At 49.8% G+C, this 20,917-nt stretch carries 36 protein-coding genes; 6 read left to right on the top strand and 30 right to left on the bottom strand.

The features are described from left to right. The first annotated feature begins 247 nt into the window (after positions 1 to 247). Positions 248 to 802 (top strand): gamma carbonic anhydrase family protein, encoded by a 555-nt coding sequence (locus FQ015_RS16730; protein WP_001286209.1) that lies wholly within the window; start codon positions 248 to 250, stop codon positions 800 to 802. Here FQ015_RS16730 and FQ015_RS16725 read toward each other — a convergent pair. Genes FQ015_RS16725 through dprA form a run of 6 tightly spaced genes read right to left on the bottom strand, consistent with a single transcriptional unit; the run spans position 778 to position 4,572 of the window. Beyond that, complete coding sequence (locus tag FQ015_RS16725) at positions 778 to 1,035, bottom strand: DUF1488 domain-containing protein (RefSeq protein ID WP_001070585.1); 258 nt, start codon at positions 1,033 to 1,035, stop codon at positions 778 to 780. The genes FQ015_RS16730 and FQ015_RS16725 overlap by 25 nt on opposite strands. Then, positions 1,032 to 1,850, bottom strand: a complete 819-nt coding sequence (gene aroE / locus FQ015_RS16720) for a shikimate dehydrogenase (RefSeq protein ID WP_039021473.1) — start codon at positions 1,848 to 1,850, stop codon at positions 1,032 to 1,034. The genes FQ015_RS16725 and aroE overlap by 4 nt, the downstream gene beginning before the upstream one ends. Positions 1,851 to 1,854: 4 nt before the next feature. Next, positions 1,855 to 2,427 (bottom strand): L-threonylcarbamoyladenylate synthase type 1 TsaC, encoded by a 573-nt coding sequence (gene tsaC / locus FQ015_RS16715; protein ID WP_001353637.1) that lies wholly within the window; start codon positions 2,425 to 2,427, stop codon positions 1,855 to 1,857. A 4-nt stretch (positions 2,428 to 2,431) separates the two neighbouring features. Then, positions 2,432 to 2,974 (bottom strand): DNA topoisomerase family protein, encoded by a 543-nt coding sequence (locus tag FQ015_RS16710; RefSeq protein WP_001129718.1) that lies wholly within the window; start codon positions 2,972 to 2,974, stop codon positions 2,432 to 2,434. Between the two features lie 28 nt (positions 2,975 to 3,002). Beyond that, positions 3,003 to 3,476: a DUF494 family protein Smg gene (smg, locus tag FQ015_RS16705; protein ID WP_000460672.1), complete on the bottom strand. Its 474-nt coding sequence runs from the start codon at positions 3,474 to 3,476 to the stop codon at positions 3,003 to 3,005. Further along, positions 3,448 to 4,572, bottom strand: coding sequence for a DNA-protecting protein DprA (gene dprA, locus FQ015_RS16700; protein WP_039021472.1), 1,125 nt, complete (start codon positions 4,570 to 4,572; stop codon positions 3,448 to 3,450). Before dprA ends, smg begins: the two co-directional genes overlap by 29 nt. Positions 4,573 to 4,701: 129 nt before the next feature. On the opposite strand from dprA, the gene def reads away from it, so the two are divergent. The 5 genes from def to mscL all read left to right on the top strand — a co-directional run bounded on the left by def (position 4,702) and on the right by mscL (position 9,451). Next, positions 4,702 to 5,211 carry a peptide deformylase gene (def, locus tag FQ015_RS16695; protein ID WP_000114984.1) on the top strand — a complete coding sequence of 170 codons (510 nt, stop codon included), beginning with the start codon at positions 4,702 to 4,704 and terminating at the stop codon, positions 5,209 to 5,211. Between the two features lie 14 nt (positions 5,212 to 5,225). Further along, positions 5,226 to 6,173 carry a methionyl-tRNA formyltransferase gene (fmt, locus tag FQ015_RS16690; protein WP_000004452.1) on the top strand — a complete coding sequence of 316 codons (948 nt, stop codon included), beginning with the start codon at positions 5,226 to 5,228 and terminating at the stop codon, positions 6,171 to 6,173. Positions 6,174 to 6,223: 50 nt separating this feature from the next. Further along, positions 6,224 to 7,513, top strand: a complete 1,290-nt coding sequence (gene rsmB, locus FQ015_RS16685) for a 16S rRNA (cytosine(967)-C(5))-methyltransferase RsmB (RefSeq protein WP_160524289.1) — start codon at positions 6,224 to 6,226, stop codon at positions 7,511 to 7,513. Between the two features lie 21 nt (positions 7,514 to 7,534). Continuing rightward, positions 7,535 to 8,911 (top strand): Trk system potassium transporter TrkA, encoded by a 1,377-nt coding sequence (trkA, locus tag FQ015_RS16680; RefSeq protein ID WP_000691382.1) that lies wholly within the window; start codon positions 7,535 to 7,537, stop codon positions 8,909 to 8,911. 129 nt (positions 8,912 to 9,040) lie between these two features. Next, positions 9,041 to 9,451: a large-conductance mechanosensitive channel protein MscL gene (gene mscL / locus FQ015_RS16675; protein WP_000022442.1), complete on the top strand. Its 411-nt coding sequence runs from the start codon at positions 9,041 to 9,043 to the stop codon at positions 9,449 to 9,451. Here the strand turns inward: mscL and arfA are convergent. The 24 genes from arfA to rpsC form a co-directional block, all read right to left on the bottom strand. Further along, entirely contained in the window at positions 9,448 to 9,666 is a 219-nt protein-coding gene (arfA, locus tag FQ015_RS16670; protein ID WP_000092697.1) for an alternative ribosome-rescue factor ArfA, read from the bottom strand. The genes mscL and arfA overlap by 4 nt on opposite strands. A gap of 55 nt (positions 9,667 to 9,721) precedes the next feature. Further along, a complete protein-coding gene (gene zntR, locus FQ015_RS16665; protein ID WP_000285607.1) occupies positions 9,722 to 10,147 on the bottom strand; it encodes a Zn(2+)-responsive transcriptional regulator in 426 nt (141 codons plus the stop codon). Positions 10,148 to 10,157: 10 nt separating this feature from the next. After that, positions 10,158 to 10,526, bottom strand: coding sequence for a DUF1992 domain-containing protein (locus FQ015_RS16660; RefSeq protein ID WP_039021470.1), 369 nt, complete (start codon positions 10,524 to 10,526; stop codon positions 10,158 to 10,160). Positions 10,527 to 10,632: 106 nt separating this feature from the next. Then, positions 10,633 to 11,016, bottom strand: coding sequence for a 50S ribosomal protein L17 (rplQ, locus tag FQ015_RS16655; protein ID WP_001216368.1), 384 nt, complete (start codon positions 11,014 to 11,016; stop codon positions 10,633 to 10,635). 40 nt (positions 11,017 to 11,056) lie between these two features. Next, positions 11,057 to 12,046, bottom strand: coding sequence for a DNA-directed RNA polymerase subunit alpha (locus FQ015_RS16650; RefSeq protein ID WP_001162094.1), 990 nt, complete (start codon positions 12,044 to 12,046; stop codon positions 11,057 to 11,059). Positions 12,047 to 12,071: 25 nt separating this feature from the next. Continuing rightward, entirely contained in the window at positions 12,072 to 12,692 is a 621-nt protein-coding gene (gene rpsD, locus FQ015_RS16645) for a 30S ribosomal protein S4 (protein ID WP_000135224.1), read from the bottom strand. A 33-nt stretch (positions 12,693 to 12,725) separates the two neighbouring features. Then, complete coding sequence (gene rpsK, locus FQ015_RS16640) at positions 12,726 to 13,115, bottom strand: 30S ribosomal protein S11 (RefSeq protein ID WP_001029684.1); 390 nt, start codon at positions 13,113 to 13,115, stop codon at positions 12,726 to 12,728. A 16-nt stretch (positions 13,116 to 13,131) separates the two neighbouring features. Continuing rightward, positions 13,132 to 13,488 (bottom strand): 30S ribosomal protein S13, encoded by a 357-nt coding sequence (gene rpsM / locus FQ015_RS16635; protein ID WP_000090775.1) that lies wholly within the window; start codon positions 13,486 to 13,488, stop codon positions 13,132 to 13,134. 146 nt (positions 13,489 to 13,634) lie between these two features. Next, on the bottom strand, positions 13,635 to 13,751 hold the full coding sequence (gene rpmJ, locus FQ015_RS16630; RefSeq protein ID WP_000868187.1) for a 50S ribosomal protein L36: 117 nt from the start codon (positions 13,749 to 13,751) through the stop codon (positions 13,635 to 13,637). A gap of 31 nt (positions 13,752 to 13,782) precedes the next feature. Beyond that, the gene (secY, locus tag FQ015_RS16625) at positions 13,783 to 15,114 is read right to left on the bottom strand and encodes a preprotein translocase subunit SecY (protein WP_001118861.1); all 1,332 of its coding nucleotides are present in this window, start codon (positions 15,112 to 15,114) and stop codon (positions 13,783 to 13,785) included. A 7-nt stretch (positions 15,115 to 15,121) separates the two neighbouring features. Further along, on the bottom strand, positions 15,122 to 15,556 hold the full coding sequence (rplO, locus tag FQ015_RS16620; protein ID WP_001238917.1) for a 50S ribosomal protein L15: 435 nt from the start codon (positions 15,554 to 15,556) through the stop codon (positions 15,122 to 15,124). Between the two features lie 3 nt (positions 15,557 to 15,559). Beyond that, complete coding sequence (gene rpmD, locus FQ015_RS16615) at positions 15,560 to 15,739, bottom strand: 50S ribosomal protein L30 (protein ID WP_001140433.1); 180 nt, start codon at positions 15,737 to 15,739, stop codon at positions 15,560 to 15,562. A 3-nt stretch (positions 15,740 to 15,742) separates the two neighbouring features. Beyond that, positions 15,743 to 16,246 carry a 30S ribosomal protein S5 gene (rpsE, locus tag FQ015_RS16610; protein WP_000940121.1) on the bottom strand — a complete coding sequence of 168 codons (504 nt, stop codon included), beginning with the start codon at positions 16,244 to 16,246 and terminating at the stop codon, positions 15,743 to 15,745. A 14-nt stretch (positions 16,247 to 16,260) separates the two neighbouring features. After that, positions 16,261 to 16,614, bottom strand: a complete 354-nt coding sequence (gene rplR / locus FQ015_RS16605) for a 50S ribosomal protein L18 (protein WP_000358960.1) — start codon at positions 16,612 to 16,614, stop codon at positions 16,261 to 16,263. Positions 16,615 to 16,623: 9 nt separating this feature from the next. Next, a complete protein-coding gene (gene rplF, locus FQ015_RS16600) occupies positions 16,624 to 17,157 on the bottom strand; it encodes a 50S ribosomal protein L6 (protein ID WP_000091945.1) in 534 nt (177 codons plus the stop codon). A gap of 12 nt (positions 17,158 to 17,169) precedes the next feature. Next, entirely contained in the window at positions 17,170 to 17,562 is a 393-nt protein-coding gene (gene rpsH, locus FQ015_RS16595; protein WP_000062611.1) for a 30S ribosomal protein S8, read from the bottom strand. Between the two features lie 33 nt (positions 17,563 to 17,595). After that, on the bottom strand, positions 17,596 to 17,901 hold the full coding sequence (rpsN, locus tag FQ015_RS16590; RefSeq protein WP_001118930.1) for a 30S ribosomal protein S14: 306 nt from the start codon (positions 17,899 to 17,901) through the stop codon (positions 17,596 to 17,598). Positions 17,902 to 17,915: 14 nt separating this feature from the next. Further along, the gene (rplE, locus tag FQ015_RS16585) at positions 17,916 to 18,455 is read right to left on the bottom strand and encodes a 50S ribosomal protein L5 (RefSeq protein ID WP_001096200.1); all 540 of its coding nucleotides are present in this window, start codon (positions 18,453 to 18,455) and stop codon (positions 17,916 to 17,918) included. A 14-nt stretch (positions 18,456 to 18,469) separates the two neighbouring features. After that, positions 18,470 to 18,784: a 50S ribosomal protein L24 gene (gene rplX / locus FQ015_RS16580; RefSeq protein ID WP_000729185.1), complete on the bottom strand. Its 315-nt coding sequence runs from the start codon at positions 18,782 to 18,784 to the stop codon at positions 18,470 to 18,472. 10 nt (positions 18,785 to 18,794) lie between these two features. Next, positions 18,795 to 19,166: a 50S ribosomal protein L14 gene (gene rplN, locus FQ015_RS16575; RefSeq protein WP_000613955.1), complete on the bottom strand. Its 372-nt coding sequence runs from the start codon at positions 19,164 to 19,166 to the stop codon at positions 18,795 to 18,797. 164 nt (positions 19,167 to 19,330) lie between these two features. Further along, positions 19,331 to 19,585 carry a 30S ribosomal protein S17 gene (rpsQ, locus tag FQ015_RS16570; protein ID WP_000130100.1) on the bottom strand — a complete coding sequence of 85 codons (255 nt, stop codon included), beginning with the start codon at positions 19,583 to 19,585 and terminating at the stop codon, positions 19,331 to 19,333. Next, complete coding sequence (rpmC, locus tag FQ015_RS16565; RefSeq protein ID WP_000644741.1) at positions 19,585 to 19,776, bottom strand: 50S ribosomal protein L29; 192 nt, start codon at positions 19,774 to 19,776, stop codon at positions 19,585 to 19,587. Before rpmC ends, rpsQ begins: the two co-directional genes overlap by 1 nt. Then, the gene (gene rplP / locus FQ015_RS16560) at positions 19,776 to 20,186 is read right to left on the bottom strand and encodes a 50S ribosomal protein L16 (RefSeq protein ID WP_000941212.1); all 411 of its coding nucleotides are present in this window, start codon (positions 20,184 to 20,186) and stop codon (positions 19,776 to 19,778) included. The genes rpmC and rplP overlap by 1 nt, the downstream gene beginning before the upstream one ends. Positions 20,187 to 20,198: 12 nt before the next feature. Beyond that, positions 20,199 to 20,900, bottom strand: a complete 702-nt coding sequence (gene rpsC, locus FQ015_RS16555; protein WP_000529945.1) for a 30S ribosomal protein S3 — start codon at positions 20,898 to 20,900, stop codon at positions 20,199 to 20,201. Positions 20,901 to 20,917: the final 17 nt, after the last annotated feature.

Genomic DNA, 20,917 nt, shown 5'->3' with positions numbered 1-20,917 from the left:
GAGATTCTCAGGAGAATCTCGCTGACCCGGCGGCGTGTTTGCCGTTGTTCCGTGTCAGTGGTGGCGCATTATAGGGATCCCAATTTTTTGCACAAGTACTTTTTTGATCTTTTTTTCTGTTTGTTGTTTTTTCACCCTTTTTGCTGCATTCGCACACAAAACGGTGCTTTTTTGCATACTAAAAGACTTGCACTAGGCCAATAATGCACCCAAAGTCATTAGGAAATCATTTATTGTTGAGGTGAGTATGTCTGATGTTTTACGCCCATACCGCGATCTTTTTCCACAAATCGGTCAGCGCGTAATGATCGACGATAGCAGCGTCGTGATTGGTGACGTTCGTCTGGCTGATGATGTGGGGATCTGGCCGCTCGTTGTGATTCGTGGAGATGTACATTATGTACAGATCGGAGCACGCACCAATATCCAGGATGGCAGTATGTTGCATGTCACTCATAAATCCTCGTACAACCCAGATGGCAACCCATTAACCATTGGCGAAGATGTCACTGTTGGTCACAAGGTGATGCTCCACGGCTGTACCATTGGCAATCGAGTGTTGGTTGGGATGGCATCAATTTTACTTGATGGTGCAATAGTAGAAGATGATGTGATGATTGGTGCGGGTAGCCTGGTCCCACAAAATAAACGGCTGGAGAGCGGATATCTGTATCTCGGTAGCCCCGTCAAACAGATCCGCCCGTTAAGTGATGAAGAGAAGGCCGGGTTACGCTATTCCGCGAATAACTACGTGAAATGGAAGGACGAGTATCTGGATCAGGGTAACCAAACCCAACCTTGATCATCTTCGCTTTGATCCTGAATCAAGCTTTCTGCTTCTTCTTCCAGGTCCCAGCGATGCTGGCGAAAACTCGCTAACCACTGTTCTGGCGTATCTCCTGCAAAGCGGTTCGCCAGACTCTCTCCAGTAATAGCGCAAGTGAGCTGCATACCATTTACAAGAGCGGGAAAACAAACGCATTTTTTACTCTCGTTCCACTCTTCCCTGTCCGGAAACTGGATGGCCTGATTCACGCGGACAACTCCTCCTGCAATTGCTTTATAACTGGTTCTATGTCAGGCAGAACACCGTGCCAGAGAAGAAAGGCATGAGCCGCCTGTGCCACCAGCATCCCCAATCCATCCGCATTACGCTTTGAACCTCGCAGCTCACACCATGCCAGAAAAGGTGTTTTTCCTTTCTGATAGAACATGTCATAGCAACAAATGCCTGAATGAATGAGCGATGCCGGGATCGCGGGAATATCACCACTGATGCCACTGGATGTTGCATTAATAATGAGATCGAACTCATGCCCCTCCAGTTCGTCCATACCCAACGCCTGAATACTGCCCGTGTGCGCAAACAATTTAGCCAACTCTTCCGCGCGGGGTAGCGTCCGATTAGTGATTGTCACCGCGCAGTCCAGAGAAAGGAGTGGAAGTAATACACCACGAGACGCCCCACCAGCGCCGATGAGTAGAATACGTAAACCAGGGCGGATAAAAGACAGACGTTCCAGATCGCTTAACAAGCCTACGCCATCGGTATTGTCACCCAGCAGGCGTCCATCTTCTAACCGCTTGAGGGTATTAACAGCACCAGCCAACGCTGCCCGTTCAGTAAGTTCATCAGCTCTGGCAAAGGCCTCTTCTTTAAAAGGCACCGTCACATTCGCTCCTTTACCACCAGCACTAAAGAAAGCGTTCAGTGTGTTAATGAAATCATTGATAGGTGCCAGCACGCGCCCATAGGGATGTTCAATATTCAATTGCTGAGCAAATTGCTGATGAATGAATGGCGATTTGCTGTGGGCTATTGGATTACCAAAAACAGCATAGTTTTCCATTATGTTACCCCTGTCGAAACAGTTCACCCGTCAGGGCATCGCGGATTTCTGAAGGATTTAAACGCCCTCCCGTTTCACCAGGCACAACCGGGAACGCTGCGCCAAATTGTGCGCGAACTTCGTCTACTGTTCGACAAGGCGGCAATCCACTCAAGTTGGCACTGGTAGAAACCAGCGGTTTACCATAAGCCTGGCACAAAGCAACCACCAACGGATGGTCGGTGACTCGTACAGCAAGCGAATCAAAGCGGCCTGTCAACCAGCGCGGTGTTGTCGCAGGCGCGGGAAAGACAAAGGTGACGGGACCTGGCCAGCGAGAAAAAATGGTTTCACGCTGCGCATCAGTCAGCATGCAGTCATCAATATAGGGTTTAAGCTGCTCGTAATTTGCCGCGATTAAAATCAGCCCCTTATCAACCGGACGCTGTTTTAGTTCCAACAGTCTCATCACTGCTGTTTCGCTATCAGGATCGCACCCGACACCGAAAACGGCTTCCGTGGGATAGGCGATGACACGTTCTTCATTGAGGACATCTATCGCAGCTGCGATAGCGTCTCCTTGCAGGTTATTATTCACGTTATTATTCCGCCGAAACCGGCTTTCCACATTGTTTACTGGCACAAAAGTGTTTTACACCCTGCGCGGTTTTCTTTTCGATGAGTAGCGGATAATGACACTCAGGGCATTCTCCGGCTATAGGTTTGAAGTTAATGGCAAATTGACACTCCGGGTAGCGATCACAGGAATGAAATGTTTTGCCATAACGGGAGCGGCGCTGGACCAGATGGCCCGTCCGACATTGGGGACAGGTAATTGCTGTTTCGTCCGGTTTATCGATAAGTTCGGTATGTTCGCATTCAGGATAGTTACTGCAACCAACAAACATACCAAAGCGCCCCTGGCGTAAGACCAGATTTGCGCCGCATGCAGGGCAAATCTGTCCCTCCAGAACTTTGACGATATGTCCATCCGCTGAAGATTTCAGAGGACGGACGTAGTCACACGCCGGATACTGTGAGCATCCAAGAAACGGACCGTGTTTCCCGGATCGAATAACCAGTTCAGCCCCGCACTTTGGGCAGGACTCATTATTACGCACCGTGAACAGTGCTGATTTCGCCATAACAACTTATGCTGAATTAAAGAAATGATTAATGCAGCATACCTTCATTCACTTCAAAGAGTAATTCTTCCATTTGCTGGTACGCATTTTCGCAGCCCGGAATATTGAACAACACCATCAGGATTACCCATTTCAGGTCTTCCAGGTCGAACTCAGCGGTATCCAGCGCGAGCACTCGCTCTATCACCATTTCACGGGTTTCAAGGTTAAGCACCTGAATTTGCTCAAGGAAAAGCAGAAAACCACGACAGCTGGCATCCAGTCTTTCACACTCTTCAGGGGTATAAATACGCATGGAGAGTGGATCAGAGGCCAGTTGCATCGGTTCTGCCAGTCCTTCCTGATAATCCGCAAGCTTTTCCAGCCAAAGCAGGGCATTGTAGATATCTTCTCGATCAAATCCTGCGTCGGTAAGATCCTGTTCAAGTTTGTCTTGATCCACACGCAACTCAGCTTCTGTGTGAATATAGGTTTCAAACAAATACATTAGTACGTCGAACATGGCATGCCCTCCTCAATCGGACATAGCCGCCGGGTACAGCTGCGATCCATCCTGCTAACTCCAGTTCGAGTAGTTGAGTAACTACCTCTGGCACAGGTTGGCCGGCACGTTCAGCGACGACGTCAACAGGTGTTACCTCATCTCCTACGTTAGCCAGGAGCTCAGGAAATGGCAATGCCACGTCTTCCTGATCTGGTGAATAAAATGAATTTTCAGGCGCGTCTGGCAACCAGTGCAATCCAAATTGCAAGTTTTCCAGAATTTCTTCCGGTTCCGTCACAAGAATCGCACCTTGTTTTATTAACCAGTGAGGCCCTTCGCTTCCCGGATTCCCTATTGGACCTGGCAAGGCAAAAACTTCTCGCCCCTGTTCAAGCGCACAACGCGCTGTCACCAGCGAACCACTGCGCAAAGCAGCTTCCACCACAAGTACACCTTTACTTAGACCACTGATAATGCGATTTCTTCGCGGGAAATTGTAAGCAAGAGGTGGAACATCGAGGGGAAATTCCGAGACGAGAGCTCCGCCATGTTCAAGCAGACTGGTAGCCAGCCGGGCATGGCGGCGGGGATGAATGGTATTAAGTCCATTCCCCAATACAGCAATGCTGACGCCATTCACCTGCAAGGCCGCTTTATGCGCCACACCATCGATTCCTCGCGCCAGTCCACTCGTAATTGTCACTCCACGCGTCGCCAGAGTTTCGCAAAATAATCGTCCCCAGCGTTCGCCATACCATGAATGCGCCCGACTCCCCACTACAGCAAGCTGAAATGAATGCAATGCGCGCAGTTCTCCAGCAACAAACAGCGCACCGGGGTAATCTGCTGTCGCCAGAAGTTGGGAAGGATAAAATTCACTATCCGCTGAGATTAAATGATGGTTTGGTTGATTCAACCAACAAAGTGAGCTCTCAATACTCTTTGGCGGAAATGAAAGAAAGCGTTGTGCCTGCCGCAATGTCAGCCCTGTTTGTTGCAATATAACCGCATCAATATGCGACTGTTTTGCCAGCCAGTGAGCTATACGGACCATATCATCGCCGTACAAGCTGCTGACGCTCATTAAACGCAGCCAAATTTCTGTATCGACCATCCTTATCTCCCTGCCATAAGCAGCCTTAGCAATCTTTGCGATTGGTCAGTGATGCTGTCAATCAGAGGGGGATTTGTCTAGAATAGAAGAAATAATCTTTCTAACTCCTGAACACATCTCTGGAGATTTATGTCAGTTTTGCAAGTGTTACATATTCCGGACGAGCGGCTTCGCAAAGTTGCTAAACCGGTAGAAGAAGTGAATGCAGAAATTCAGCGTATCGTCGATGATATGTTCGAGACGATGTACGCAGAAGAAGGTATTGGCCTGGCGGCAACCCAGGTTGATATCCATCAACGTATCATTGTTATTGATGTTTCGGAAAACCGTGACGAACGGCTGGTGTTAATCAATCCGGAGCTTTTAGAAAAAAGCGGCGAAACAGGCATTGAAGAAGGTTGCCTGTCGATCCCTGAACAACGTGCTTTAGTGCCACGCGCAGAGAAAGTTAAAATTCGCGCCCTGGACCGCGACGGTAAACCATTTGAACTGGAAGCAGACGGTCTGTTAGCCATCTGTATTCAGCATGAGATGGATCACCTGGTCGGCAAACTGTTTATGGATTATCTGTCACCGCTGAAACAACAACGTATTCGTCAGAAAGTTGAAAAACTGGATCGTCTGAAAGCCCGGGCTTAAGGATAAGAATTAACGTGTCAGAATCACTACGTATTATTTTTGCGGGTACACCTGACTTTGCAGCGCGTCATCTCGACGCGCTGTTGTCTTCTGGTCATAACGTCGTTGGCGTGTTCACCCAGCCAGACCGACCGGCAGGACGCGGTAAAAAACTGATGCCCAGCCCGGTTAAAGTTCTGGCTGAGGAAAAAGGTCTGCCCGTTTTTCAACCTGTTTCCCTGCGTCCTCAAGAAAACCAGCAACTGGTCGCCGACCTGCAGGCTGATGTTATGGTCGTCGTCGCCTATGGTTTAATTCTGCCGAAAGCTGTGCTGGAGATGCCGCGTCTTGGCTGTATCAACGTTCATGGTTCACTGCTGCCACGCTGGCGCGGTGCTGCACCAATCCAACGCTCACTATGGGCGGGTGATGCAGAAACTGGTGTGACCATTATGCAAATGGATGTTGGTTTAGACACCGGTGACATGCTCTATAAGCTCTCCTGCCCGATTACTGCAGAAGATACCAGTGGTACGCTGTACGACAAGCTGGCAGAGCTTGGCCCACAAGGGCTTATCACCACATTGAAACAACTGGCAGACGGCACGGCGAAACCAGAAGTTCAGGACGAAACTCTTGTCACTTACGCCGAAAAGTTGAGTAAAGAAGAAGCGTGTATTGACTGGTCACTCTCGGCAGCACAGCTTGAACGCTGCATTCGCGCTTTTAATCCGTGGCCGATGAGCTGGCTGGAAATTGAAGGACAGCCGGTTAAAGTCTGGAAAGCATCGGTCATTGATACGGCAACCAACGCTGCCCCAGGAACGATCCTTGAAGCCAACAAACAAGGCATTCAGGTTGCGACGGGTGATGGCATCCTGAACCTGCTCTCGTTACAACCTGCGGGTAAGAAAGCAATGAGCGCGCAAGACCTCCTGAATTCTCGTCGGGAATGGTTTGTTCCGGGCAACCGTCTGGCCTGATAGTCCACTCTTCTAAGCCCGGTCTTGCCGGGCATTTTTATTTTATATTTATGAAAAAACAACGTAATTTACGTAGTATGGCGGCACAGGCCGTTGAACAAGTCGTCGAGCAAGGGCAATCATTAAGCAACATTCTGCCACCGCTCCAGCAAAAAGTTTCCGATAAAGACAAAGCGCTTCTTCAGGAGTTGTGCTTTGGCGTACTGCGTACGCTCTCACAGTTAGACTGGCTGATTAATAAGTTAATGGCCCGTCCGATGACCGGCAAGCAGCGGACCGTGCATTACCTGATTATGGTTGGTTTGTATCAACTGCTTTATACCCGTATTCCACCTCATGCCACGCTGGCTGAAACGGTTGAAGGCGCTGTCGCAATTAAGCGCCCTCAACTTAAAGGGTTGATTAACGGTGTGTTACGCCAGTTCCAACGTCAGCAAGAAGAGTTATTAGCCGAGTTTAATGCCAGTGATGCACGTTATCTGCATCCTTCCTGGTTGCTGAAGCGTCTGCAAAAAGCGTATCCAGAGCAATGGCAATCCATCATTGAAGCCAATAACCAGCGTCCGCCAATGTGGCTGCGCGTTAATCGTACGCATCATTCCCGCGACAGCTGGCTTGCATTGCTGGATGAAGCAGGAATGAAAGGTTTCCCGCATGCGGATTACCCTGATGCTGTACGGCTGGAAACACCTGCACCTGTTCATGTGCTACCAGGTTTTGAAGAAGGATGGGTTACCGTTCAGGATGCATCTGCACAAGGTTGCATGGCCTGGCTTGCGCCACAAAACGGTGAACACATTCTGGATCTTTGCGCTGCCCCCGGCGGTAAAACAACGCATATCCTTGAGGTAGCACCAGAAGCGCAGGTTGTTGCGGTTGATATTGACGAACAGCGCCTCTCTCGCGTTTACGACAATTTAAAACGCCTTGGTATGAAGGCGACCGTGAAACAAGGTGATGGCCGCTACCCTTCCCAATGGTGTGGCGAGCAACAGTTTGATCGCATTTTATTAGATGCGCCTTGTTCAGCAACCGGTGTGATTCGTCGCCATCCGGATATTAAATGGTTACGTCGCGATCGCGATATCCCGGAACTCGCGCAATTGCAGTCTGAAATTCTCGACGCCATTTGGCCGCATTTAAAATCCGGTGGAACCCTGATCTATGCCACCTGTTCGGTGTTACCGGAAGAGAATAGCCTGCAGATTAAAGCCTTTTTGCAACGTACCGCTGATGCCGAACTTTGCGAAACAGGAACACCAGAGCAACCGGGTAAACAAAATCTGCCTGGTGCCGAAGAGGGCGACGGCTTCTTTTACGCTAAGCTAATCAAAAAGTGATGAGATAACGGGTCGCGACTGATGAAAATTATCATTCTGGGTGCCGGCCAGGTTGGCGGCACACTGGCGGAAAACCTGGTTGGCGAGAACAACGATATTACTGTTGTCGATACCAACGGTGAGCGTCTGCGGACCTTGCAGGATAAATTTGACCTGCGGGTCGTGCAGGGGCATGGCTCTCATCCACGCGTATTGCGGGAGGCAGGTGCCGACGACGCTGATATGCTGGTTGCTGTAACCAGTTCAGATGAAACCAATATGGTTGCCTGCCAGGTAGCCTACTCACTTTTCAACACCCCTAATCGCATCGCTCGTATCCGCTCACCAGACTACGTGCGCGATGCCGATAAGCTATTTCATTCAGATGCTGTGCCGATTGATCATCTGATCGCACCAGAGCAGTTGGTTATCGATAATATTTACCGACTGATTGAGTATCCCGGCGCATTGCAGGTGGTGAACTTCGCGGAGGGTAAAGTCAGCCTGGCTGTGGTTAAAGCCTATTATGGCGGCCCGCTGATTGGTAATGCACTTTCGACCATGCGCGAACATATGCCACATATCGATACTCGTGTGGCAGCAATTTTCCGCCACGATCGCCCCATTCGTCCGCAAGGTTCGACCATTGTTGAAGCGGGTGATGAAGTGTTCTTTATTGCCGCTTCACAGCATATCCGCGCGGTGATGAGTGAATTACAGCGACTGGAAAAACCGTATAAGCGGATCATGCTGGTTGGTGGTGGTAATATCGGTGCAGGGCTGGCGCGTCGTCTGGAAAAAGATTACAGCGTTAAACTCATCGAACGTAATCAGCAGCGCGCTGCCGAACTGGCGGAAAAGTTGCAGAATACGATCGTCTTTTTTGGTGATGCGTCGGATCAGGAACTGCTGGCCGAAGAACATATCGATCAAGTTGATCTGTTTATTGCCGTCACCAACGATGACGAAGCCAATATCATGTCCGCCATGCTCGCCAAACGCATGGGCGCGAAAAAGGTGATGGTATTGATCCAGCGTCGCGCTTATGTGGATCTGGTTCAGGGGAGCGTGATCGATATTGCGATTTCACCGCAACAAGCAACCATCTCTGCGTTGCTTAGTCACGTGCGAAAAGCCGATATTGTTGGTGTTTCCTCATTGCGCCGCGGTGTTGCAGAAGCTATTGAAGCCGTTGCTCACGGTGATGAAAGCACCTCACGCGTTGTCGGCAGAGTCATTGATGAAATCAAGCTACCGCCAGGAACGATTATTGGTGCTGTGGTGCGCGGCAATGATGTGATGATTGCTAATGACAATCTGCGCATTGAGCAAGGCGATCACGTAATTATGTTCCTCACAGATAAAAAGTTTATTACCGACGTCGAAAGACTCTTCCAGCCAAGTCCATTCTTTTTGTAATTAATAAGGCGTCTTATGACGCCTTATTATTTCCCTTTGATTCTCAAGGATTAATTAAATTCATTCCTGGCAGGAAAATGGCTTAACATTTGTTAGACTTATGGTTGTCGGCTTCATAGGGAGAATAACATGAGCATTATTAAAGAATTTCGCGAATTTGCGATGCGCGGAAACGTAGTGGATTTGGCGGTGGGTGTCATTATCGGAGCGGCATTCGGAAAGATTGTCTCTTCACTGGTTGCCGATATCATCATGCCACCGTTGGGCTTATTAATTGGCGGGATCGACTTTAAACAGTTTGCTGTCACGCTACGCGATGCGCAGGGGGATATCCCTGCTGTCGTTATGCATTACGGTGTCTTCATTCAAAACGTCTTTGATTTTCTGATTGTGGCCTTTGCCATCTTCATGGCAATTAAGCTAATCAACAAACTGAATCGTAAGAAAGAAGAACCGGCAGCCGCGCCAGCGCCAACTAAAGAAGAAGTATTACTGACAGAAATTCGTGATTTGCTGAAAGAGCAGAATAACCGCTCTTAAAAAGCCCCTGAAAGCAGAAGGCCAGTGGTAAAAAAGTGATTTACTTTCTTGCCACTGGCCTCCCAGTTTCCCCGATTGCCATGTTTTCCTTTCCGCATGTAACTACCTTTCCCCTTCTTATTTTTCTCTACACGCTGTCGGAATAAAGGATCATGTAGCAATGCTTCTATCGCATTATCTTTTATCTGTCCTTTAGTATGCTGATATCGGCTCATAAAAACTCCAGTTGGTTATTTAACGGCGCGAGTGTAATCCCGCCAGTGCAAAAAATCAACAACCACTCTTAACGCCACTCGCCCCTTGTTCAAGGGCTTCAAGAATCGAGCAATAAACACTGCTATGAGCGGTCCCACAACAGGCATCGTTAAGGCGTTGCAAGGAACGCTGCATACTCTGCAACTCGGCTATCCGTGCTTCGACTTCCTGCAATCTTTCCTGCACAATGCCTTTTGACTCCTGACAGGTATGGTGTTCAGGATCGATACGGATCGACAGCAACTCGCGGATCGACTCCAGACTGAAACCAAGTTGTCTGGCATGGCGGATAAATTTCAATCGCTGGAGATCGCTTTCAGTATACAGGCGAAACCCACCTTCGGTGCGTACTTCATGCTCCATCATCTGCTGCTTTTCGTAATAACGAATCGTGTCGGGTGTTACTTCCGCCATTTTTGCCAGCTCACCAATGCGATACATACATACTCCACTAGTTATCGTTGATTTTGTCCAACAACTTGTCAGCATAATCGCCGCGTAAAAAATCGGTACTCAATCCAGCTTGTCGCAGCTTCAATTCCAGTAATGACAATCGACGACTAACCTCTTGATATTGCGGATCATCATGACGGATACCTTTGAGGATATCTAGAAGCTGTATTGCTTCCCTCCGCTGCTCAAGTTCTGGCGGTAAGCAACCGGCATTCTTCAACAAGCGATACCCCGCACGTAATTCTGGTGGCACGTGGGAATCATCATCCAGGATTAATGGTTCGCCGCTATTAGGTAGGTTATCAAACTCACCTTTCGCTTGCGCTTCTGCTATATGGCGCTCTGCCCACTGGTCAAGTAACCACATAAATACTCCAGGGGATGAACAAAAAGAGTACAGCTATTGTAGATAAGTGGGGATACTACGGGTATAAAAAAACCCGCCGGGGCGGGTTTTTTTACGTTGCTTCAGATTACTCTGCAGCAGCTTCTGCTTTCTCTGAACGATCAACCAGCTCGATGTAAGCCATCGGCGCGTTGTCGCCTGCACGGAAGCCACACTTCAGAATACGAGTGTAACCACCGGCACGGCTCGCGAAACGCGGGCCCAGTTCGTTAAACAGTTTTGCCACGATCTCGTTATCACGAGTACGGGCGAATGCCAGACGACGATTAGCAACGCTATCAGTCTTGGCAAGAGTAATCAGCGGCTCAACTACGCGGCGCAGCTCTTTCGCTTTAGGCAGAGTCGTCTTGATGATTTCATGACGAACCAGTGAACCTGCCATATTGCGGAACATAGCCTGGCGATGGCTGCTGTTGCGGTTCAGTTGACGACCACTCTTACGATGGCGCATGACCTTATCCTTCTCAGTAAAACCTTAACCTGTGACCTGGTTACTCGTCAGCGATGCTTGCCGGTGGCCAGTTTTCCAGGCGCATGCCCAGAGACAGTCCACGGGAAGCCAGCACGTCTTTAATCTCAGTAAGAGATTTTTTACCAAGGTTAGGCGTTTTAAGGAGCTCAACCTCGGTACGCTGTACCAGATCACCGATATAGTGGATAGCTTCTGCTTTAAGGCAGTTAGCAGAGCGGACAGTCAATTCCAGATCGTCAACAGGGCGCAGCAGGATCGGATCGAACTCTGGTTTCTCTTCTTTCACTTCAGGCTGACGTACATCACGTAAGTCAACGAAAGCTTCCAGTTGTTCAGCCAGAATGGTTGCCGCACGACGAATCGCCTCTTCAGGATCGATTGTGCCGTTGGTTTCCATTTCGATGACCAGCTTGTCCAGGTCGGTACGCTGTTCTACACGCGCTGCTTCAACATTGTAGGCAATACGCTCCACAGGGCTGTAGCATGCGTCGACCAGCAGACGGCCGATTGGGCGCTCATCTTCTTCCGAATGAATTCGGGTAGAAGCCGGCACATAACCACGACCGCGCTGAACTTTGATACGCATGCTAATAGACGCGTTCTCATCGGTCAGGTGGCAGATCACGTGCTGCGGCTTGACGATTTCGACATCACCGTCGTGGGTGATATCGGCTGCAGTCACAGGGCCAATGCCAGATTTATTCAAGGTAAGAATAACTTCATCTTTGCCCTGAACTCTCACCGCCAGCCCTTTCAGGTTGAGCAGGATTTCCAGGATATCTTCCTGAACGCCTTCTTTGGTGCTGTACTCATGTAGTACACCATCAATCTCAACCTCGGTCACCGCGCAACCCGGCATCGATGAGAGCAGAATACGGCGCAGTGCGTTACCCAGAGTATGGCCAAAGCCACGCTCTAAAGGCTCAAGGGTCACCTTGGCGTGCGTCGAACTCACTTGCTCGATATCAACCAGGCGCGGTTTTAGAAACTCTGTCACAGAACCCTGCATTGTGTCCTCTCTTTGGTACTAAGCTTTACTTGGAGTAAAGCTCGACGATCAGGTGTTCGTTAATGTCCGCAGACAGATCAGAACGCTCCGGCTTACGCTTAAACGTACCTTCCATCTTGCCAGCATCAACTTCCAGCCAGGTTGGCTTTTCACGCTGCTCAGCCAGCTCCAGAGCGGCTTTCACGCGAGACTGCTTCTTCGCTTTCTCACGAATGCTTACAACGTCATTCGGACTAACCTGATAAGAAGCGATGTTAACAACACGACCGTTTACCATAATTGCTTTATGGCTAACCAGCTGACGTGCTTCTGCACGAGTGGCACCGAAGCCCATACGGTATACAACGTTGTCCAGACGACCTTCCAGCAGAGCCAACAGGTTTTCACCGGTGTTGCCTTTCAGACGTGCTGCTTCTTTGTAGTAGTTACGGAACTGACGCTCCAGCACACCATAGATACGGCGAACTTTTTGCTTTTCACGCAACTGCACACCATAGTCAGACAGACGCGGTTTACGCGCACCGTGCTGGCCAGGAGCTTGTTCAATTTTACACTTGGTATCGATCGCGCGAACGCCAGACTTAAGGAATAAGTCGGTGCCCTCACGACGGCTCAGCTTGAGCTTAGGACCCAAATATCTTGCCATTTTCTTTCTCCAACAAACCTGGAAAACGAGGCGTTATACGCGACGTTTTTTCGGCGGACGACAACCGTTATGAGGGATCGGAGTCACATCAGTAATATTAGTGATGCGGAAACCTGCGGCGTTCAGAGCACGAATAGTAGATTCGCGGCCTGGACCCGGACCTTTAACCATAACTTCCAGATTCTTGATGCCGTATTCTTTCACGGCGTCAGCGCAACGCTCTGCTGCAACCTGAGCTGCAAACGGAGTGGATTTGCGAGAACCACGGAAACCGGAACCACCGGCTGTTGCCCAACCCAACGCGTTACCCTGACGATCAGTGATAGTCACGATGGTGTTGTTGAAAGAAGCATGGATATGAGCCACGCCGTCAGAGACTTGTTTTCTTACACGTTTACGTGCACGAATTGGTGCCTTTGCCATTATTCAATCACCCCGATTATTTCTTGATCGGTTTGCGCGGACCCTTACGGGTACGTGCGTTGGTCTTGGTACGCTGACCGCGAACCGGGAGACCACGACGATGACGCAAACCGCGATAGCAACCAAGATCCATCAGGCGCTTGATGCTCATGCTGATTTCACGGCGCAGATCACCTTCAACGACAAATTTGGCAACTTCGTCACGCAGCGTGTCGATTTGTCCTTCAGACAGCTCACTGATCTTAACATCTTCAGCGATACCCGCTGCAGCCAGGATGGCTTTAGAACGGGTCTTGCCGACGCCATAAATCGAAGTTAATGCGATTACGGCATGCTTATGATCAGGAATGTTAATGCCTGCTATACGGGCCACTATGCACTCCTACTATTTAATATGTACGTTCCATGCTGAAAAGCCCGTTTTCAGGATACTCAAATGGAAACGCACAGACATACAAAAGATTGGCTGGCTAATCTAGCCAGCTCAACCCAACTTTGCAAGAAAAATATGCGAAAAAATCAGCCTTGGCGCTGTTTATGCTTCGGCTCGGCACTGCAAATCACACGGATGACACCATCACGCTTAACGATTTTGCAGTTACGGCATAATTTCTTGACGGAAGCACGAACTTTCATTTTTACTCTCCGTAACTTCTCGGGCGACCAATTATCGGCCGTAGCCTTTCAGGTTCGCCTTCTTCAATGCAGACTCATACTGACTGGACATCATCAGAGTTTGCACTTGAGCCATAAAGTCCATAATCACGACAACAACGATAAGCAGTGAGGTCCCACCGAAGTAGAACGGTACTTTCATTGCATCACGCATGAACTCCGGGATCAGGCAGATAAAGGTAATGTACAGCGCACCAACCAGGGTCAGGCGGGTCATTACTTTATCGATATACTTCGCCGTTTGCTCTCCCGGACGAATTCCTGGTACAAATGCACCGGACTTCTTCAGGTTATCTGCTGTTTCACGCGGGTTGAAAACCAACGCCGTGTAGAAGAAACAGAAGAAGATGATTGCAGACGCATAGAGTAACACATAAAGCGGTTGCCCAGGCTGCAAATACAGCGAAATTGTTGTCAGCCAGTTCCAACCAGTACCGCCCCCGAACCATGACGCGATGGTCGCCGGGAACAGAATAATACTGGAAGCGAAGATTGCCGGGATTACCCCCGCCATATTCACTTTCAGCGGTAAATGTGTGCTCTGTGCAGCATAGACACGACGACCTTGCTGACGTTTCGCGTAGTTTACCACAATGCGGCGTTGACCACGCTCAACAAATACAACAAAGAACGTCACTGCAAATACTAATACTGCAACCAACAGCAACACGAGGAAGTGCAGGTCGCCTTGACGCGCTTGCTCGATAGTATGGGCAATGGCTGGCGGGAGTCCCGCGACAATACCGGCGAAGATAATGATTGAAATACCGTTGCCGATACCTCGTTCAGTAATCTGTTCGCCCAACCACATCAGGAACATGGTTCCTGTGACCAGACTTACAACAGCGGTGAAGTAGAATGCAAAGCCCGGGTTAATGACCAGGCCTTGCATACCAGGCATATTCGGCAGACCGGTAGCAATACCGATCGACTGGAATATTGCCAGCACCAGAGTACCGTAGCGGGTGTACTGGCTGATCTTACGACGACCAGACTCCCCTTCTTTCTTAATTTCTGCCAACGTTGGGTGAACCACCGTCAGCAGCTGGATAATGATCGATGCCGAAATATACGGCATGATCCCCAGAGCAAAGATAGAAGCACGGCTGAGAGCACCACCAGAGAACATGTTAAACATTTCAATGATGGTGCCTCGCTGTTGCTCAAGCAGTTTGGCAAGTACAGCGGCATCAATACCAGGGATCGGAATAAAAGAGCCAATACGGAACACAATCAGCGCACCGATAACAAACAACAGTCTGCGTTTCAGCTCGCCTAAGCCACCTTTGGCACTTTGAAAATCTAATCCCGGTTGTTTAGCCATCTGCTACTTATTCCTCGATTTTACCGCCAGCAGCTTCGATAGCAGCACGAGCGCCTTTAGTAACACGCAGGCCACGAACAGTTACCGGAGTAGTTACTTCGCCAGCCAGGATCACTTTCGCGAACTCGATCTGGATACCGATAATGTTAGCCGCTTTCAGCGTGTTCAGGTCTACAACACCGCCTTCTACTTTAGCCAGGTCAGACAGACGAACTTCGGCTGTAATCGCTGCTTTACGAGAAGTGAAGCCGAATTTCGGCAGACGACGGTACAGAGGCATCTGACCACCCTCGAAACCGCGACGTACGCCACCGCCAGAACGAGACTTCTGACCTTTGTGACCACGACCACCGGTTTTACCGAGGCCAGAACCGATACCACGACCCAGGCGTTTACCCGCCTTTTTGGAGCCTTCGGCCGGAGACAGAGTATTTAAACGCATCTCTTACTCCTCAACTTTAACCATGAAGGAAACCGCGTTGATCATACCGCGAATAGCAGGAGTATCCTCGCGCTCTACGGTGTGACCAATACGACGCAGACCCAGGCCAAGCAGCGTTGCCTTGTGTTTCGGCAGACGACCGATTGCACTGCGGGTTTGAGTAATTTTAATAGTCTTTGCCATGGTTTATTTCCCCAGAATTTCTTCAACGGATTTACCACGCTTGGCAGCGACCATTTCTGGAGAATTCATATTTTCCAGGCCATCGATAGTTGCACGAACCACGTTAATCGGGTTGGTGGAACCATACGCTTTAGCCAGAACGTTATGAACCCCAGCGACTTCCAGAACGGCGCGCATTGCACCACCGGCGATGATACCGGTACCTTCGGAAGCCGGCTGCATGAATACGCGAGAACCCGTATGAACACCTTTAACAGGGTGTTGCAGAGTGCCGTTATTCAGCGCGACGTTAATCATATTGCGACGGGCTTTTTCCATCGCTTTCTGGATCGCTGCTGGAACTTCACGCGCTTTACCGTAACCAAAACCAACGCGACCGTTACCATCGCCAACTACAGTCAGAGCTGTGAAGGAGAAAATACGACCACCTTTAACGGTTTTAGATACGCGGTTTACCGCGATCAGCTTTTCCTGCAGTTCGCCAGCTTGTTTTTCGATGTGAGCCATCTTACACCTCTACCTTAGAACTGAAGGCCAGCTTCACGGGCAGCATCTGCCAGTGCCTGGACACGACCATGATATTGGAACCCGGAACGGTCAAAGGATACATCTTTGATGCCTTTTTCCAGAGCGCGTTCAGCGACAGCTTTACCCACAGCTGCAGCCGCGTCTTTGTTACCGGTGTACTTCAGTTGTTCAGCGATAGCTTTTTCTACAGTAGAAGCAGCTACCAGAACTTCAGAACCGTTCGGTGCAATTACCTGTGCGTAAATGTGACGCGGGGTACGATGTACCACCAGGCGAGTTGCGCCCAGCTCCTGGAGCTTGCGGCGTGCGCGGGTCGCACGACGGATACGAGCAGATTTCTTATCCATAGTGTTACCTTACTTCTTCTTAGCCTCTTTGGTACGCACGACTTCGTCGGCGTAACGAACACCCTTGCCTTTGTAAGGCTCAGGACGACGGTAGGCGCGCAGATCCGCTGCAACCTGGCCGATCACCTGCTTATCAGCGCCTTTCAGCACGATTTCAGTCTGAGTCGGACATTCAGCAGTGATACCCGCAGGCAGCTGATGGTCAACAGGATGAGAGAAACCCAGAGACAGGTTAATCACATTGCCTTTAACCGCTGCACGGTAACCTACACCAACCAGCTGCAGCTTCTTAGTGAAGCCTTCGGTAACACCGATAACCATTGAGTTCAGCAGGGCACGCGCGGTACCAGCCTGTGCCCAACCGTCTGCGTAACCATCACGCGGACCGAAGGTCAGGGTATTATCTGCATGTTTAACTTCAACAGCATCGTTGAGAGTACGAGTCAGCTCGCCGTTTTTACCTTTGATCGTAATAACCTGACCGTTGATTTTTACGTCAACGCCGGCAGGAACAACGACCGGTGCTTTAGCAACACGAGACATTTTTTCCTCCGATTAGGCTACGTAGCAGATAATTTCGCCACCAAGACCAGCCTGGCGCGCTGCACGATCAGTCATAACACCTTTAGAGGTAGAAACAACTGCGATACCCAGACCCGCCATAACTTTCGGCAGCTCATCTTTACGTTTATAGATGCGCAGACCTGGGCGGCTGACACGCTGAATGCTTTCTACAACAGCTTTGCCCTGGAAATACTTCAGAGTAAGTTCCAGTTCAGGCTTGGTGTCGCCTTCAACTTTAAAATCTTCAATAAAACCTTCTTCCTTCAGCACGTTGGCGATTGCCACTTTCAGCTTGGAGGAAGGCATGGTGACCGCAGCTTTGTTCGCGGCCTGACCGTTACGGATACGGGTCAGCATATCCGCGATCGGATCTTGCATGCTCATCTGTCTTTACTCCCGTGATTCAATTGGTGACAATTACCAGCTAGCCTTTTTCAGACCCGGGATTTCACCGCGCATAGCGGCTTCACGGACCTTAATACGGCTCAACCCGAACTTCCGCAGGAAACCATGCGGACGACCTGTTTGACGGCAGCGGTTACGCTGACGAGACGGGCTGGAATCACGCGGCAGAGTCTGCAGCTTGAGAACAGCGTTCCAACGATCTTCGTCGGAAGCGTTCACATCAGAGATGATCGCTTTCAGTTCAGCGCGTTTCGCGAAGTATTTATCAGCTAAAGCTACGCGTTTTACTTCGCGTGCTTTCATTGATTGCTTAGCCATTTAGTAACCCTACCTTACTTGCGGAACGGGAAGTCAAAGGCAGCCAGCAGAGCGCGGCCTTCTTCGTCAGATTTCGCAGTAGTGGTAATGGTAATATCCAAACCACGAACGCGGTCGACTTTATCGTAGTCGATTTCTGGGAAGATGATCTGCTCACGGACACCCATGCTGTAGTTACCACGACCGTCGAAAGACTTAGCGGACAGGCCACGGAAGTCACGGATACGAGGTACAGCAATAGTGATCAGGCGCTCAAAGAACTCCCACATGCGTTCGCCACGCAGAGTTACTTTACAGCCGATCGGATAGCCCTGACGGATTTTGAAGCCTGCAACAGATTTGCGTGCTTTGGTGATCAACGGTTTTTGACCGGAGATTGCTGCCAGGTCTGCTGCTGCGTTATCCAGCAGTTTTTTGTCAGCGATCGCTTCACCAACACCCATGTTCAGGGTGATCTTCTCGACCCGAGGGACTTGCATGACAGAATTGTAGTTAAACTCAGTCATGAGTTTTTTAACTACTTCGTCTTTGTAGTAATCATGCAGTTTCGCCATCGTACTACTCCAAATTACTTGATAGTTTCGCTGTTAGACTTGAAGAAACGGACTTTTTTACCGTCTTCGAATCTAAAGCCTACACGGTCAGCCTTGCCGGTTGCCGCATTGAAGATTGCTACGTTGGAAACCTGAATAGCGGCTTCTTTTTCAACGATGCCACCCGGTTGGTTCAGGGCCGGAACCGGCTTCTGATGTTTCTTAACCAGGTTGATACCTTCAACAATGACCTTGCCGGAAGACAGGACATTCTTAACTTTACCGCGTTTACCTTTATCTTTACCGGTTAACACGATAACTTCGTCATCACGACGGATTTTCGCTGCCATGATTCGCTCCTTAGAGTACTTCTGGTGCCAGAGAGATAATTTTCATGAACTTCTCACTACGAAGCTCACGAGTTACCGGCCCAAAAATACGCGTACCGATAGGCTGCTCGCTGTTGTTGTTCAGAAGAACACAAGCATTACCATCGAAGCGAATGACAGAACCGTCCGGGCGACGAACACCCTTCTTGGTGCGCACCACTACCGCCTTCAGCACATCACCTTTTTTGACCTTACCACGCGGAATTGCTTCTTTGATGGTGATCTTGATGATGTCGCCTACGCCTGCGTAGCGACGGTGCGAGCCACCCAGAACCTTGATACACATTACGCGACGTGCACCGGAGTTGTCGGCGACGTTCAGCATAGTCTGTTCTTGGATCATTTTAGTGCTCCGCTAATGTCAACTACTACTGAGACCCGAAAATCAGGTCGTTAAAAATCCCCATATCGAGGGCGCGGCATTATAACACCGCTTCAAGGATATGGGTAGAAAAAATAAACGGCTCATTTCTGAGCCGTTTATTCGTATCGAGAGAGTGTACTGTATTACAGAACCGCTTTCTCTACAACGCGAACCAGCGTCCAGGATTTAGTCTTGGACAGCGGACGGCATTCGCGGATTTCAACCACGTCACCGATACCGCATTCGTTGTTCTCGTCATGTACGTGCAGTTTGGTCGTACGCTTGATGAATTTACCGTAGATCGGGTGTTTCACAAAACGTTCGATAGCAACAACAATGGATTTCTCCATTTTGTCGCTAACAACGCGACCTTGCAGAGTACGGATTTTATCGGTCATTACGCACCCGCCTTCTCGTTCAGTAAAGTCTTAACGCGTGCGACATCGCGACGCACTTGCTTCAACAGGTGAGACTGTTGCAGCTGGCCACTTGCAGCCTGCATACGCAGGTTGAACTGCTCACGCAGCAGGTTCAGCAGCTCGGTGTTCAGCTCTTCAACGCTCTTCTCACGCAGCTCTTTTGCTTTCATTACATCACCGTCTTAGTTACAAAGGTGGTTTTAATCGGCAGTTTCGCTGCTGCCAGCTTGAATGCTTCACGGGCCAGCTCTTCCGGAACACCGTCCATTTCATACAGGACTTTACCCGGCTGAATCAAGGCAACCCAATACTCCACGTTACCTTTACCTTTACCCATACGCACTGCCAGCGGCTTTTCAGTGATCGGTTTGTCCGGGAACACACGGATCCAGATCTTACCTTGACGCTTAACTGCACGGGTCATAGCACGACGTGCTGCTTCGATCTGACGTGCAGTCAGACGACCACGGCCAACAGCTTTCAGACCGAAGCTGCCGAAGCTAACATCCGTACCCTGCGCCAGACCGCGGTTACGGCCTTTGTGCATTTTACGGAATTTTGTACGCTTTGGTTGTAACATCAGCGACGCTCCTTATTTACGGCCTTTACGCTGCTGCTTTTTAGGCTGAGCAGCCGGTTTTTCCGGTTGTTCAACAGCAGCCATACCACCCAGGATCTCGCCTTTGAAGATCCACACTTTAACGCCGATTACACCGTAAGTGGTGTGCGCTTCAGAGGTGTTGTAGTCGATGTCAGCACGCAGAGTGTGCAGCGGTACGCGACCTTCGCGGTACCATTCGGTACGTGCGATTTCCGCGCCGCCCAGACGGCCGCTAACTTCAACTTTAATACCTTTAGCGCCCAGACGCATTGCGTTCTGTACAGCACGCTTCATAGCACGACGGAACATAACGCGACGTTCCAGCTGAGAAGTGATGCTGTCAGCAACCAGTTTTGCGTCCAGTTCAGGCTTACGAACTTCGGCGATGTTGATCTGTGCAGGAACGCCAGCGATGTCCGCTACGACCTTACGCAGTTTTTCTACGTCTTCACCTTTTTTACCGATAACGATACCCGGGCGAGCAGTGTGAATGGTTACACGGATGCTCTTAGCCGGACGCTCGATAACGATACGAGATACGGACGCTTTAGCCAGTTCCTTAGTCAGGTACTGACGTACTTTAAAATCGCTGTCCAGGTTGTCAGCGAATTCTTTGGTGTTCGCAAACCAGGTAGAGTTCCATGGTTTTACAATACCCAGGCGAATACCATTAGGATGTACTTTCTGACCCATTGCTAGTCTCCAGAGTC

Origin of the sequence: Escherichia sp. HH26CH (assembly GCF_009820205.1) — a bacterium.
GTDB lineage: Bacteria > Pseudomonadota > Gammaproteobacteria > Enterobacterales > Enterobacteriaceae > Escherichia > Escherichia coli_F.
This window is presented reverse-complemented; position numbering and strand designations above follow the sequence as displayed.